General features: G+C 61.3%; 18 protein-coding genes. 15 read left to right on the top strand and 3 right to left on the bottom strand.

Going from position 1 to position 13161, the window contains the following annotated elements; all coding sequences use genetic code 11:
- Positions 1-177, bottom strand: a 177-nt coding sequence (locus HDE72_RS15495; RefSeq protein WP_183742472.1) for a transposase domain-containing protein, incomplete at its 3' end; no start/stop codon positions are given.
- 110 nt (positions 178-287) lie between these two features.
- On the bottom strand, positions 288-1133 hold the full coding sequence (gene kdsA / locus HDE72_RS15500) for a 3-deoxy-8-phosphooctulonate synthase (protein ID WP_183742474.1): 846 nt from the start codon (positions 1131-1133) through the stop codon (positions 288-290).
- Positions 1134-1352: 219 nt separating this feature from the next.
- Here kdsA and HDE72_RS15505 point away from each other — a divergent pair, with 219 nt between their 5' ends.
- Positions 1353-1625, top strand: a complete 273-nt coding sequence (locus tag HDE72_RS15505; protein WP_034750797.1) for an oxidative damage protection protein — start codon at positions 1353-1355, stop codon at positions 1623-1625.
- Positions 1626-1807: 182 nt separating this feature from the next.
- On the top strand, positions 1808-2332 hold the full coding sequence (locus HDE72_RS15510; protein ID WP_183742476.1) for a DUF6622 family protein: 525 nt from the start codon (positions 1808-1810) through the stop codon (positions 2330-2332).
- 32 nt (positions 2333-2364) lie between these two features.
- Here the strand turns inward: HDE72_RS15510 and rpiA are convergent, their stop codons facing one another.
- The gene (rpiA, locus tag HDE72_RS15515) at positions 2365-3042 is read right to left on the bottom strand and encodes a ribose-5-phosphate isomerase RpiA (RefSeq protein WP_183742478.1); all 678 of its coding nucleotides are present in this window, start codon (positions 3040-3042) and stop codon (positions 2365-2367) included.
- Positions 3043-3260: 218 nt separating this feature from the next.
- Between rpiA and HDE72_RS15520 the strand changes: the two genes are divergently transcribed.
- The 13 genes from HDE72_RS15520 to cpaB all read left to right on the top strand — a co-directional run bounded on the left by HDE72_RS15520 (position 3261) and on the right by cpaB (position 13133).
- Positions 3261-3629, top strand: coding sequence for a response regulator (locus HDE72_RS15520; RefSeq protein ID WP_183742480.1), 369 nt, complete (start codon positions 3261-3263; stop codon positions 3627-3629).
- A 1-nt stretch (position 3630) separates the two neighbouring features.
- A complete protein-coding gene (locus tag HDE72_RS15525; RefSeq protein ID WP_183742482.1) occupies positions 3631-4254 on the top strand; it encodes a chemotaxis protein CheC in 624 nt (207 codons plus the stop codon).
- 14 nt (positions 4255-4268) lie between these two features.
- Entirely contained in the window at positions 4269-5249 is a 981-nt protein-coding gene (locus HDE72_RS15530; protein ID WP_183742484.1) for a sensor domain-containing diguanylate cyclase, read from the top strand.
- A gap of 174 nt (positions 5250-5423) precedes the next feature.
- Entirely contained in the window at positions 5424-7091 is a 1668-nt protein-coding gene (locus tag HDE72_RS27990; protein ID WP_183742486.1) for a sensor histidine kinase, read from the top strand.
- A gap of 14 nt (positions 7092-7105) precedes the next feature.
- The gene (locus HDE72_RS15540) at positions 7106-7789 is read left to right on the top strand and encodes a response regulator (protein WP_260176725.1); all 684 of its coding nucleotides are present in this window, start codon (positions 7106-7108) and stop codon (positions 7787-7789) included.
- A 208-nt stretch (positions 7790-7997) separates the two neighbouring features.
- Complete coding sequence (locus HDE72_RS15545; protein ID WP_183742488.1) at positions 7998-8144, top strand: hypothetical protein; 147 nt, start codon at positions 7998-8000, stop codon at positions 8142-8144.
- Between the two features lie 58 nt (positions 8145-8202).
- Complete coding sequence (locus HDE72_RS15550; protein WP_183742490.1) at positions 8203-8376, top strand: Flp family type IVb pilin; 174 nt, start codon at positions 8203-8205, stop codon at positions 8374-8376.
- Positions 8377-8448: 72 nt separating this feature from the next.
- Positions 8449-8622, top strand: a complete 174-nt coding sequence (locus HDE72_RS15555) for a Flp family type IVb pilin (protein ID WP_183742492.1) — start codon at positions 8449-8451, stop codon at positions 8620-8622.
- Positions 8619-9683 (top strand): phosphatase PAP2 family protein, encoded by a 1065-nt coding sequence (locus HDE72_RS15560; RefSeq protein ID WP_183742494.1) that lies wholly within the window; start codon positions 8619-8621, stop codon positions 9681-9683. The genes HDE72_RS15555 and HDE72_RS15560 overlap by 4 nt, the downstream gene beginning before the upstream one ends.
- On the top strand, positions 9680-10267 hold the full coding sequence (locus tag HDE72_RS15565) for an A24 family peptidase (protein ID WP_221291288.1): 588 nt from the start codon (positions 9680-9682) through the stop codon (positions 10265-10267). The genes HDE72_RS15560 and HDE72_RS15565 overlap by 4 nt, the downstream gene beginning before the upstream one ends.
- 33 nt (positions 10268-10300) lie before the next feature.
- Positions 10301-10921: a methyltransferase family protein gene (locus tag HDE72_RS15570; RefSeq protein WP_183742496.1), complete on the top strand. Its 621-nt coding sequence runs from the start codon at positions 10301-10303 to the stop codon at positions 10919-10921.
- A gap of 35 nt (positions 10922-10956) precedes the next feature.
- Positions 10957-12303, top strand: coding sequence for an ATP-binding protein (locus tag HDE72_RS15575; protein ID WP_183742498.1), 1347 nt, complete (start codon positions 10957-10959; stop codon positions 12301-12303).
- Entirely contained in the window at positions 12300-13133 is an 834-nt protein-coding gene (gene cpaB, locus HDE72_RS15580) for a Flp pilus assembly protein CpaB (RefSeq protein ID WP_183742500.1), read from the top strand. The genes HDE72_RS15575 and cpaB overlap by 4 nt, the downstream gene beginning before the upstream one ends.
- Positions 13134-13161 lie beyond the last annotated feature (28 nt).

The following is a 13161-nucleotide window of genomic DNA, read 5'->3' on the forward strand; positions in this document are numbered from 1 at the left end:
CAATGCCACCATCAACCAGACGACTTGCTCGGCCGGCAGGCGCCGGTGGCGGATGCTGGTGGCCTCGGTACGCTGTACAGCTTGTTCGATCCAGTCGACCGGTAAATGTTCGCCCAAGCGGCGCCAGTCAGGCGTTTCAAGGTGGTGAGCAAGGAAATGAAGAGGGTCATCGAGCATGCTCGGCAGGTTAACAGCTGAACTTGCCGTTTACAAGACCCAAATAAAAATGCCGTTCAGTCTTAACTGAACGGCATTACGCACAAGGCGGGCTTTTTACACGAATATTCTTATTTAATATTCAGCGGCGCAAACGACTTGACCAGATCATCCAGCGCTTTCAGTTGCGTCAAGAATGGTTCCAGCTGATCCAATGGCAAGGCGCTAGGGCCGTCGCAGCGGGCGTTGTCCGGGTCAGGATGGGCTTCCAGGAACAGGCCGGCGATGCCGACGGCCAGGCCGGCGCGGGCCAGGTCGGCCACTTGCTGGCGGCGGCCGCCCGAGGCAGCACCGCCCGGATCGCGCTGCTGCAGGGCGTGCGTCACGTCGAAAATGATCGGCAAGCCGTCGCAAGTCTGCTTCATCACGCCAAAGCCCAGCATGTCGACCACCAGGTTGTCGTAACCTAAGCAAGTGCCGCGGTCGCACAAAATCAGTTGATCGTTGCCCGCTTCCTTGAACTTTTCAACAATATTGGCCATCTGGCCAGGGCTCAGAAATTGCGGCTTCTTGATGTTGATCACCTTGCCAGTCTTGGCCAGGGCCACTACCAGGTCTGTCTGGCGCGCCAAAAAGGCCGGCAGTTGCAGTACATCAACCACTTCAGCCACCTGGGCCGCCTGCCATGGCTCATGCACGTCGGTGATGATGGGCACGCCGAAGGCAGCCTTCACATCCTGGAAGATCCGCAAACCTTCTTCCAGGCCGGGGCCACGGTAGGAATGAATGGACGAGCGGTTGGCCTTGTCGAAACTGGCCTTGAAGACATAGGGAATGCCCAGTTTTTGCGTCACGCGCACATATTCTTCGCAGCTGCGCAGGGCGAGATCGCGCGACTCAAGCACGTTGATGCCGCCAAACAGCGTAAAGCTGCCTTCATTGCTGACATTGATGCCATTGACTTTGACTGAGGCCATAGGGGATTCCAATTGGTTAATTACAACGGTTGACTGTGCAGAGAGGGAGAGAGCTGCCTGCGTGATAAGCCATCTTACTAGCTCGGCCCACGCAGATCAAATTTGATCCTGCGCAAGGGCCTGCCAAAAGCCCGCAAGCCATCAGCAGCAGCCCCCGCAGGCGGACGCGCAAAGTGCCTTATAATCACGCTTTATCTCTACACCGATTCAGGAGCACAGATGGCCCGCACTATCCATTGCATCAAACTCAACAAGGAAGCCGAAGGACTGGACTTCCCGCCGTACCCAGGTGAACTGGGCAAGAAAATCTATGAATCGGTGTCGAAAGAAGCCTGGGCTGCCTGGCTCAAGCATCAAACCATGCTGGTCAATGAAAACCGCTTGAACCTGGCCGACGCGCGCGCCCGCAAATACCTGGCCACGCAAATGGAAAAGCATTTCTTCGGCGATGGCGCCGATGCCGCCATGGGATATGTTCCTCCTACGGAATAAGTTTTTTGCTTTCCTGCCCGTGGCCGCCGCGCCACGGGTAGTTCGCCTCTCCTGCTCCTCGTTTCACGCCGCCGCCAGCTGTTTCACGGCACACCTTCCCCGTTTCGTCGCAGTCCGCTCGCCCTGGTCGCCGCTGGCAGGCAAAGTACGTCCATCGACAACCACATCACACGGCGGACACCATGTTGCAGCAAATCTTCAGCCACACTCCCCTCTATGTCTGGGCCATCCTGGGCTTCCTGGTGTATCGCGGCGTGCTGGCCAGCCGTGCGCGCGAAGTGACTTTGCGCAAGCTGTCCATCATTCCGCTGGTGATGCTGGCCCTGTCCCTGAGCGGCGTGGGCGGCAGTTTCGGCCTTGACGGCGCCGCACCGGTCGCCTGGCTGGCAGGCGCAGTCGCTGGCGGCGCGCTGGCCTGGTCGCTGACCAATACCCGCAAGCTGACCGCCTACCCTGAACGGGGCAGCGTGCAGCGTCCCGGCAGCTGGACGCCCTTGATACTGATGATGGGGATTTTCTGCATGAAATATACGGTGGCCGTCAGCCTGGCCATCGTCCCGGCCTACGCCCACGCGAGTGGCTTCGTGCTGCCCGTCTGCGCCGTGTATGGTTTGTTCAGCGGCATCTTTATCGGCGGCTTGCTGCGCACCGTGGCCTTTTATCGCCAGGCCCAAATGCATAGCGGCCCACAAGGGGCCGCTGTCTGAAATACATCAGCCGGCACGGAGGCCGGCTTTTTTTAGTAGCTCAGCGTGCGCACGCCTTCAGGCGTACCCAGCAGGCACACATTGGCGCCGCGCACGGCGAACAGGCCGACGGCGATCACGCCGACGATCTGGTTGATCTGCTGTTCCAGCGCCACCGGATCGGCAATTTTGAGGCCCAGCACGTCGATGATTTCGCCGCCGTTGTCGGTCAAAAAGGCGGCATCGCTGCCTGGCTTCAGGCGCAGACGCGGCGTGCCGCCCAGCGCGGCCAGCTGGCGCGAGACGGCGGCGCGCGCCATCGGCACCACTTCTACCGGCAGCGGGAAGGCGCCCAGGGTATCGACCAGCTTGGAGCCGTCGGCGATGCAGACGAACTGCTTGGCTACCGACGCGACGATTTTTTCACGCGTCAATGCCGCGCCGCCGCCCTTGATCATGGCACCGCTGGCCGTGATTTCGTCGGCGCCGTCGATGTAGACAGCGATCGAGGCCACGTCGTTCAGGTCGAACACGGGTATGCCGTGGCCGGCCAGGCGGGCAGCGGTGGCTTCGGACGAGGCGACTGCGCCCTTGATGCTGTCTTTGATCTTGGCCAGCTCATCGATGAAAAAATTGGCGGTGGAACCGGTGCCGACACCGATGATTTCACCGGCCACTACATGCTGGATGGCGGCGCGGGCTACGGCTTGCTTCAATTCGTCTTGGGTCATGGCATAAAAGGCTGAGGTGGGAATGCCGCTATTTTAAAGCATGGGCAGCACGGTAAACCGTCCTTGGCCGCGTAGTCCAGCCACAGCATGTATTTTGACCAACAAGAAATGTTTGAATAATTTGCTTTGAAGCAATTTATTAGCCAATTCCCCTAGATGCACGTCAAAATATGCGAAAATGCCACTATTCACAGCATATGACGCTTCAGGAACACCACATGGATCACAGTAAACAGGTACTTGTTGTCGATGACAGCCGGGTTTCACGTTTGATGGCACATCAGTTCATCCTCAGCAAACATGCCCACTGGCAGGTCACTGAAGCGGCAACCGGGGAAGAAGCACTGGAAAAGGCCAGGGCGCTCACCCCTTACCTGATTTTGCTCGATGTCAACATGCCCGGCATGGGCGGCGTGGCGACGGCGGAACAATTGCGCGCGCTGTATCCGCACACGCACATCTTCCTCGTCACCGCCAATGTGCAAAACGCCATCCGCAACCGCGCCAGCGAGCTGAAAGTCGGCTTCATGGAAAAACCCATCACCGAAACACGCATACACCAGCTGATCGACTCGCTGGAAGCTTAGTATGGTCAATCTCTCCGAACTCGAGAATGATGCGCTGGTAGAGATCTTCAACATCGGGGTCGGCCATGCGGCGGCCGCGATGAGTGAAATCGTCAATGAAGAAGTCATCATGTCGGTGCCTTCCATCACTTTCCTGAACCGCGCCGATGCGGCCGCCCTGCTGGGCAGCAAGAAAGATGGCGAACGCATCTGCGGCGTCAGCCAGCATTACGATGGCGCCTTCGCCACCGAAGCCATCTTGATGTTCCCGGAAGACAAGAGCCTGGAAATCGTGCGCCTGATGGTAGGCGACAGCGTGCCGCTGCAAGAGCTGACGGAGATGGAACAGGAGGCGATGAGCGAGATCGGCAACATCATCCTCAATTCCTGCGTAGGAACTTTGGCCAACCTGTTCGACAGCGAACTGCATGGCTCGCTGCCCTTGTACCATGTGGGCACCAGCGCGCAGATCATGTCCTCGTTCAGCGGCCCGGACGACGCCGTGGTGCTGATGCTGCATATCGATTTCGTACTCGCCAAACACCAGATCCACGGTTATGTCGCTTTTGTGCTCGACCTGTCCGCCCTGCATGACCTGAAAGAACAGGTTAACCGCTATCTGGCCAAGGCCTTGGGACAGGCGTGACAGGCGTACACACCATGCCAGATGCCGTACATCGATTGAGTTTGCTTGAAAGCATCATCGGCGCCGTGAACCTGGGCGCCATCGTGCTCGACGAGACGGGCCGCATCGTGCTGTGGAACCAATGGATGTCGCGCCATTCCGCATGGTCGGCCGACGCCGTGCTGGGGCGCGACTTTTTCGAGGTCTTTCCCGAGCTGCAGCACAAGCGCATAGACTCGGCCATCCGCCAGGCCCTGCGCGACAATTTCCAGTCGCTGCTGTCGCAAACCCTGCACAAAGCGCCATTTGCCCTGTACACGCACGGCGCAGCGGCTATCGAAAACGCAGCACAGGAACGCATGCAGCAGGCGATCGCCGTCACGCCCATCAACCTGAGCGACTCGCCACGTCATTGTCTGATCCAGATCAACGATGTCACCATCGCCGTGGGCCGCGAAAAATTGCTGCGCGAGCAGACGATGGTGCTGCGCTCGCAAACCTTCTCGGACGGTTTGACGGGCATCGCCAACCGCCGCCATTTCGACGTGGCCATCGAGCGGGAAATGCGGCGCGCCATGCGCAACAGCAGCCCGCTGTCGCTGCTGATGATCGATATCGATCATTTCAAGGACTATAACGACCATTACGGCCACCAGCAGGGCGATGGCTGCCTGATCCAGGTCGCCGCCGAACTGGCGGCCATGCTGCAGCGCCCGACCGACTTGCTGGCCCGCTATGGCGGCGAAGAATTTGCCGCCATCCTGCCCGACAGCGATGCCGCGCAAGCACTGCAAATGGCGGAAGCAATGCGCCAGAGGGTAGCCGAGCTGCGCATCCCGCATGAAAAGACGGGCAATGACCTCAAGCACATTACGGTCAGCATCGGTGTCGCCACCCAGCATACCCATCTGCCGCACCAGCCGCTCGATATCGCCGCCCTGATCGGCGGCGCCGACCGCGCGCTCTACCTGGCCAAGCGCTCAGGGCGCAACCGGGTGACGGTGCAAACCACCTGAAGTATCTCCACCTTTCCCCAGGCCGCAGCCAGCAACAGCCGCATTTAATTCCAGTAGACATACTGGCGGCAGGTGCGTAGACTTCATATATTGGAATAAGAACAACAAGAATTTATCTGCGGTATCCATTCATGCGCCTGTTCCATCTAGGCGCGGAGGCCGCCAGGAGTGCTTGTGAACCTCGATCCTCCTCTCAAGTCCGGCTTGCCTGGCGCTGGCATGGATACCACCATGGTCAATGGCATGCGCTTGCTGCTGTCCGGCGCAACCTTGCTGACACTGTTCGTCGATCCGGAAAGCGCTGGCAACCTGAGCAAAGTCACCTGGCTCATCTTTTCCGCCTACACCTTGCACAGTCTGCTGCTCTACGTCCTTGCCTTGCTGGGCGTCACCTTGCCGCAAGACATGCTGCTGTACTGGCTCGATGTGGGGTGGTACGCGCTGATCGTCTTTTCCACCACCCGGCACAGCAACCTGTTCTTCCTGTTTTTCTTCTTTGCCATTCTGACTTCTTCCTTCCAGCGCGGCTTCGAGGAAGGCGCCCGCATCACGCTGGCGTCGGCAGGCCTGTTCGCCGCCACGGCGCTGCTGGGCGAGACGGAGGTAGAACTGTCGCGTCTGATGCTGCGCACCACTTTTTTGCTGGCGCTCGGCTACATGATCGCCTACTGGGGCGGCTCTGCCATCACCCAGCGCAGCCACCTGGCTCTGCTGCGCGACGTCAGCTTGCTATCGAATCCCCGCTTTGGCGTCGAACAAACTATCAATTCGGTACTGGAAAAAACACGCAGCTATTTCAACGGCCGCAGTTGCCTGCTGGTGATGCAGGACAAGGGTCAAGCGCACTGGTCGCTACGTAGCACCTTGTGCACAGGAAAGGAAGTCGTCAACACCCATGCGATCCTGAACAACGAGGCGGCCAGTCCACTGCTGGGGTTTCCGCCAGACAAAATCGTGCTATACAACCAGCCTTTGTTCTCATGGTTGCCCTGGATGGGCGGCGCACGCGTGCTGGACACGGACAGCGGACGTTGGCTGCGGCATGAAGCGGTAGCTGGCGCCAGCCTGGCAGAGCTGCTGGAAGCGCACTCCTTCATCAGTGCTCCTTTGCCTTTGCGCAACGGAAAAGGCCGTTTGTATCTGGTTTCCGCTACCAGCCTGAGCAAAACCGACGCCCTTTTCCTCAGCCACATCGGGGCGCAGGCCTTTCCCGTGATTGAAAACATCGACCTGCTCGACAGGCTGGCATCGCAGGCCGCCTCGCGCGAACGCGAAAAAATCGCCCGCGACTTGCATGACACGGCCATCCAGCCATATATCGGCCTGCGCCACGGCCTGGCCGCCCTGCGCAATGAAGCCGGAGCGGACAACCCGCTCTTGCCGGCGCTGGAAAAGCTGATCGGCATGTCGGGCCAGGTGATCGCCGACTTGCGCAGCTATGCGCGCACGTTCAAGAATGGCCTGGTGCAAAGCGAACCGGAACTGCTGCTCGCCTTGCGGCGCCAGGCCAGCCAGATCCGCGAGTTCTATGGCATCGATATTGTGTTGCAAGTAGAGGGCGAGTTGCATATCAACGACCGCCTGGCGGCTGAAGTGTTTCAGATCGTCAACGAAGGCATGAGCAATATCCGCAAACATACCAGTGCGCGCCACGGCATCATCACCCTGGCCTGCATACGCGGCGCGCTGCATATCAGCATCAACAATGAATGCGCGGCCACCCATGTACCCGACTTCCTGCCCGACTCGCTGGCCGAACGGGCTGCCGCGCTGGGGGGCGGCGCGCGCGTCACCCACAACACCCTGGGCCACACTTCCGTGCAGATCGAGATCCCGATATGAATCCAGCGCATGCCATGACTTCCGCCCGCCCAGCCATCAGCGTGATGCTGGTGGACGACCACAAGACCATGCTGTGGGGCCTGGAACGGCTGATCGGCGGTGAACAGACCGGCATGCGGGTCGTTGCCATGGCCTCGGACAGCGCCGAGGCGCTGACACTGGCGGCGGCATTCTCGCCTGACGTCATCGTGCTGGACCTCGACCTGGGCGGCGTCAGTTCGCTGGCCATCCTGCCGCTGCTGGTCCAGCGCAGCAACGCGCGCATCCTGGTGCTGACGGCCAGCCATGACCAGGCCACCCTGGACGACGCCGTATTAAAAGGCGCGCGCGGCGTGATCAGCAAGGATGCGCCGGCCGACATGGTGCTCAAGGCCATCGAAAAGGTGTACCACGGCGAGTTGTGGCTGGAGCAAGCCATGCTGGGACGCATGCTGACCCAGCTGACCCAGCCGGGCGGCGGCGCGGCGCAAGCGACTGCGATCGGCACGCTGACGTCGAAAGAAAGAAAAGTCATCGCCGCCCTGGTCTACGGCAGCGGCACGCCGGCCCGGCAGCTGGCCGAACAGCTGTTCATTTCCGAGCATACCCTGCGCAATCACCTGACCGCGATATACCGCAAACTGGGTCTCTACAACCGTTTGGAACTGTACGCCTACGCCACCAAGCACAGGCTGGGCGAGATGCCGCCCACGGCCTGAAGCGCCTCCTCGTCCCCGCCGTCCTTCCCTGCCTGCCTTCCCTGCCTTCCCTCCTGCTCGTCCCATGACAATTGTCATGACAAAAACGAACTAATCCTCCTTGTCAAAAGAGGAGGTTCATCTGATGTAGATCAACACACCGAACTCTATAGTGGAACTACCGAAGTGCAGATTACGCGCCACGGTCCACCACGACACGGAGCACGGCATGCGCCCTGACAAGTTTCTTCCTGCATCACTGTCCGCTTATTTGCAGAGCAAGAAAAGGGCCACGTTCTACCGCTATGCGCTGGTCGCGGCACTGATCGCGGTGGTTTGCATCATCGGGCTGCTGGCACTGGGGGAAAGTCCGTGACCATGACAGCAATACCGTTGTACCCACCGCTGCACCTCAACCACCTCTAGGAGTAGTCATGAACCTCATCAAGAAATTTATCCGTGAAGAAGATGGTGTTACCGCCATTGAATACGGCCTGATCGCCGCCCTGATCGCCGTCGTGATCATTGCCTCCGTGAAAATTGTCGGTACGCAGTTGAATACGACCTTCAGCAAGATCGGTGCCGCCTTGACCACCGCCAACGCCTGACGTCGCGGAACGCCGGGCTGGCGATTTGCCGGCCCGGCTGCCACCACCGCTCCCTACCGACCGGAACCCATCATGAAAACCCTGTTCGCCTGCCTGCATGAAGACTGCGCCGTGACAGCGATCGAATATGCGCTGCTGGCCGGCCTGCTGGCGATCGTGCTGGTGATCAGCATCAGCCTGCTGGGTGTGCAGGTCGGACAGCTTTTTCTTTACGTCAAGGACCAGATGGTCCTGGCACTGTCATGAACACCGTTGCCGCCCCGCTGCGCGCGCACCGCGCCCTGCTGCTGATCGTATTGCCCTACGCCGCCGTGGCCGCCGCACTGACAGGCCGCCTGCCGACGCCATTTGAGATCCTCAATGTAGTCGGTGGCTTCATCGTCGCCCTGCTGATTGGCCCCGTGCTGATGCTGTGCGGCTACGTCATCTATGTCATGGCCATGCTGCGCCCGGCGCGCCTGAGCCATTTCCTGTACCAGCAACTATGCCGCTACCTGGGCCAGGGACGCTTGCTGCGCGCCCTGCCGGTGCTATTGCTCACACCCTTGTTTACGGCCAGCTTCACCATCGTCAAAGCCGCCATTCCCCGCCTGCATCCCTACACCTGGGACAGCCGCCTCTCTGCCTGGGATATCGCCCTGCACGGCGGCCATGCACCCTGGCTGTGGCTGCAACCACTACTGGGCCACCCCTGGATCACCTGTCTGCTCAATTTCACGTATCACCTGTGGTTTCTATTGCTGTACAGCGTGCTGTACTGGCAGTTCCTCGACATCCGCCGGCCCCAGCTGCGCATGCAATTCCTGCTCAGCTTTGTCCTCAGCTGCATCGTGCTGGGCAGCGTCGTGGCCGTGCTGTTCTCTTCCGTCGGTCCGTGCTATTACGGCCATCTGTACAGTAGCAATCCCTATGCCCCCCTGATGGCTTATCTGCACACGGCCAATCAGCAGCTACCCGTCTGGGCGCTGCCGGTGCAAGACATGCTGTGGCAAGGCTATCAAAGCCAGGGCGCCAGGGGCGAACTGGGCATCTCGGCCATGCCCAGCATCCATGTCGCCACGGCCATGCTGATGACGCTGCTGGGCTGGCGCGTCAACCGCGCCACTGGCATCGCTTTCTCCCTCTTCGCCGTGCTGATCATGCTCGGCTCCATCCACCTGGGCTGGCACTATGCGCTGGACGGCTATGTGGGTGCGGCCGGTGCGGCGCTGATCTGGCAACTGGTCGGTCTGGCGCTGGGCGCGCGCCGCAGCGCCGCGCCCGTGCCCATGCATGCAGCGCCAGCGATGAACAGGCTGCCATCATGAATGCCCCTCTGCCCATGCTGCTGTGCCTGTCCATGCTGGCAGCGCTGCTGGGCACCGCCCTGTGGCACGACTTGCGCACGCGCCGCATCCCGAATCGCCTGGTGCTGCTGGGCACCCTGGCTGGCATCGCCCTGCATGCCAGCCTGTCTCCTGGCGCCGGACTGTTCGAAGTGCCGTTTGGCGGCCTGGGTTTCTTGCCGTCGCTGGCCGGCAGCGCCATCGGACTGAGCCTGCTGCTGCCCATGTATCTGCTGCGCGCACTGGGCGCCGGCGACGTCAAGCTGATGGCCATGTGCGGCGCCTTCCTCGGACCGCAAGCCACGCTGGAAGCCGTCCTGCTGACCTTGCTCAGCGGCGGCGTGCTGGCCCTTGCCGCCGCGCTGGCCGGACGCCGCTTGCGCCTGGTCTTGAAAAATACTTATTACATGCTGTTGTCCGCCCTGCTGACCAGCATGGCCGGTGGCCCTGCCAGCATCACCGAGCCACCGGCCGCCACTGGCAGGCTGGCCTATGCCTTCGCCATCGCCAGCGGCACCGGCCTGCAGCTGCTGCTCAACTACCACCACCTGTGGCTCTGGCGCTGACACGCCCAAGCACCCATCGACAAGGGAACGATCATGGAAACCTTCGCCAATCTGCTAGCCTCACGGCGCGCCAGCCTCCTCACCGGCATCGCCATGGCCTGCCTGTGGGGCATCTTCGCCAGCGCCCACGTGCTCGCCTTCCTGCGCGGCGGCGACTGGAGCTACCTGCTGTTCTGCGGCGCAGAAACCCTGGCCGCCCTGTTCTTCATCGTACGCTCGCCACCCGTGAGCGTCTCGGCCGATAGCCGCGACTGGCTACTGGCCATCGGCGCCACCTTCGCGCCGTTTTTCTTCGCGCCGTCCGACATGGCGATCTGGCCAGGGGCACGCTATCTGCTGGCCATCGGCAGCCTGCTGCAGATGGCGGGCCTGCTGTCGCTGAACCGCAGCTTCGGCCTGGTGGCAGCGCAGCGCACCATCAAGACGGGCGGCATGTACCGCCTGGTACGCCATCCCGTGTATGCCAGTTACCTGGTGTCGTCGAGCGCCTACCTGCTGACCAATGCTTCGCCGAGCAATGGCGTGGTGTACACGCTGGCCATGCTGATGCTGGTAGCACGGCTGCTGCGTGAAGAACGCTTCCTGGCGGCCGACGTGCGCTACCGCGTGTATATGCGGCAAGTGAAATACCGCTTGCTGCCCTTGATTTTCTAAATTCGCCACCAGCCCGGGAACAAGGAGCAACCATCATGCCCGACAATTATCCAGAAGCGCCAGCGGACGGCAGCGTCATGCCCGCCGCCATGCGCGCACCGCGCAACGTGGCCGACACCGGCCTGCCGTTCCTGTTTCTCGTGGAATTGCTGATGAAGGTGATCTTCCAGCGCGGCCAGATCGGCCTGCCCGCACTGTCGGCCCACGTCAAGCTGGGAGCCGGCGTGCTCGAACCGCTGCTGGCCTTCATGCGCGCCGAAAAGCTGTGCGAGGTCCAGCGCAACGGCAACAGCGGCACCGACGCCGACCTGCATTACCACCTGGTCGACCAGGGAAGGCTGCGCGCTGCCGACTACCTGCGGCGCAATGCCTACAGCGGCCCTGCGCCCGTTACCCTGGCCGACTACAGCGCCCAGGTCCAGGCACAAAGCGTGGCGCGCATGCAGGTCACGCGCGACATCGTGCAACTGCAGTTCGCCGAGGTGGTCGTCGACCCACAGATATTGGAGCAGCTGGGCTGCGCCATGAATTCCGGCCGCGCGCTATTCCTGCATGGCCCGGCCGGCAGCGGCAAGACCTATCTGGCTGAACGCCTGCACGGTTTGCTCAGCGGCGCCATCGCCCTGCCGTATGCAGTGATGGTCGATGGCGAAGTGCTGCCCTTTCTCGATCCCATGCTGCATACCCTGGCCAGCAATGCGCCCCTGCCGCCCGATCCGCGCTGGGTGCGCGCCCTGCGCCCCACCGTGCTGACAGGCGGCGAACTGACGCTCGACATGCTGGACCTGCAATTCGATCCCGGCTCGCGCCTGTACCAGGCGCCGCCGCACTTAAAAGCCAACAACGGCATCTTCATCATCGATGACCTGGGCCGCCAGCGCTGCTCACCGGTAGAACTGATGAACCGCTGGATCGTGCCGATGGCGCGCCGCGTCGATTACCTGTCGCTGCATACAGGTTACAAGTTCCCCGTGCCCTTCGACGTGATCGTGGTGTTTTCCTCGAACATGGCGCCGCAGCACCTGGCCGATGACTCCTTTTTGCGCAGGATAGGCTACAAGATCCATGTCGGCGCATTGAGCGGCCAGCAGTACGAAACCGTGTTCCGCCATGTCTGCCAGCAATTCGGCATGGAATTCAACCATGCCGTCTACGACTCCCTGCTGCAGCTGCACGGCCAGCAGGGACGCCAGTTGCTGGCCTGCTACCCACGCGACATCCTGGCCCAGTTATGTGATGTCGCGCGCTATGACAGCCGTACGCCGCGGCTGGAGATCAAGACCCTGCGCTGGGCGTGGGATAACTATTTCGGCACCGCCGATGGCAGCGACGGCATCCAGAACGGACCGGCTGTGGTCCAGCATGAAGGAGTATCAAAATGAGAAACACACGCGCTATAACGATGATGGCCTTTGCGGTCATCCTGGCGTTCGTGGCTGTCATCGTGGCCGCGCGCTGGATCAATGCCCAGGCATCGGGCAATACCAACAAGGTGGCAGTCGCGCTGGTCGATATCAGCCTGGGCGCGCGCATCTCGCCCGAGATGGTGCGCATGGTGGACTGGCCTGCCAACGCCTTGCCGCCCGGCGCCATCAATGACGCCAAGCTGCTCGACGCGCGCGTCACGCGCACCAGCATCCAGCACGGCGAAGCCATCATGGAAAGCAAGCTGGCGCCACCGGGCACGCAGGGTGGCTTGTCGGCGGTCGTCGGCGAAGGCAAGCGGGCCATGACGGTGCGCGTCAACGACGTGGTGGGCGTGGCCGGTTTCGCCCTGCCCGGCAATTACGTCGACATCCTGGTCAATACCCAGGATGAAATGGCCAAGAACGGCAGCGGGCGCGATCCCAGTATTTCAAAAATCGTGCTCGAACGCATACTGGTGCTGGCCATCGCCCAGGAGTCGAACCGTGACGACACCAAGCCCAAGGTGGTCAATGCCGTCACCCTGGAACTGACGCCGGAACAGGCCGAAAAACTGGACCTGGCGCGCAGCGTGGGCACGCTCTCGCTGGTGCTGCGCAACCAGATCGAGGACAAGCCGGTCAACACGGACGGTGCGACCAAGACCAGCCTGCTCGACGCCAAACTGGTGGTGCCCCACCTGGCCCCCGTCGCCCGCCCTGTCATGCACCGCCGTGTGGCGCAAGCGCCAGCCGGACCGCAAGTCGATGTCATCAAGGGACTGGAACGCAGTTCCCAACAATTCTGAATAACCCGATCCGTATTACGAGGAGCAT

Source organism: Janthinobacterium saanense (assembly GCF_014200675.1).
Lineage (GTDB): Bacteria > Pseudomonadota > Gammaproteobacteria > Burkholderiales > Burkholderiaceae_D > Janthinobacterium.

Bases quoted from the DNA above. Each gene is read 5' to 3' on its own strand.
- HDE72_RS15545 (WP_183742488.1), top strand. From the start codon at position 7,998: ATGCGCCCTGACAAGTTTCTTCCTGCATCACTGTCCGCTTATTTGCAG.
- HDE72_RS15510 (WP_183742476.1), top strand. From the start codon at position 1,808: ATGTTGCAGCAAATCTTCAGCCACACTCCCCTCTATGTCTGGGCCATC.
- HDE72_RS15570 (WP_183742496.1), top strand. From the start codon at position 10,301: ATGGAAACCTTCGCCAATCTGCTAGCCTCACGGCGCGCCAGCCTCCTC.
- HDE72_RS15530 (WP_183742484.1), top strand. From the start codon at position 4,269: ATGCCAGATGCCGTACATCGATTGAGTTTGCTTGAAAGCATCATCGGC.
- HDE72_RS15550 (WP_183742490.1), top strand. From the start codon at position 8,203: ATGAACCTCATCAAGAAATTTATCCGTGAAGAAGATGGTGTTACCGCC.
- HDE72_RS15560 (WP_183742494.1), top strand. From the start codon at position 8,619: ATGAACACCGTTGCCGCCCCGCTGCGCGCGCACCGCGCCCTGCTGCTG.
- HDE72_RS15565 (WP_221291288.1), top strand. From the start codon at position 9,680: ATGAATGCCCCTCTGCCCATGCTGCTGTGCCTGTCCATGCTGGCAGCG.
- kdsA (WP_183742474.1), bottom strand. From the start codon at position 1,133: ATGGCCTCAGTCAAAGTCAATGGCATCAATGTCAGCAATGAAGGCAGC.
- HDE72_RS15525 (WP_183742482.1), top strand. From the start codon at position 3,631: ATGGTCAATCTCTCCGAACTCGAGAATGATGCGCTGGTAGAGATCTTC.
- rpiA (WP_183742478.1), bottom strand. From the start codon at position 3,042: ATGACCCAAGACGAATTGAAGCAAGCCGTAGCCCGCGCCGCCATCCAG.
- HDE72_RS15540 (WP_260176725.1), top strand. From the start codon at position 7,106: ATGACTTCCGCCCGCCCAGCCATCAGCGTGATGCTGGTGGACGACCAC.
- HDE72_RS15575 (WP_183742498.1), top strand. From the start codon at position 10,957: ATGCCCGACAATTATCCAGAAGCGCCAGCGGACGGCAGCGTCATGCCC.
- HDE72_RS15555 (WP_183742492.1), top strand. From the start codon at position 8,449: ATGAAAACCCTGTTCGCCTGCCTGCATGAAGACTGCGCCGTGACAGCG.
- cpaB (WP_183742500.1), top strand. From the start codon at position 12,300: ATGAGAAACACACGCGCTATAACGATGATGGCCTTTGCGGTCATCCTG.
- HDE72_RS15520 (WP_183742480.1), top strand. From the start codon at position 3,261: ATGGATCACAGTAAACAGGTACTTGTTGTCGATGACAGCCGGGTTTCA.
- HDE72_RS15505 (WP_034750797.1), top strand. From the start codon at position 1,353: ATGGCCCGCACTATCCATTGCATCAAACTCAACAAGGAAGCCGAAGGA.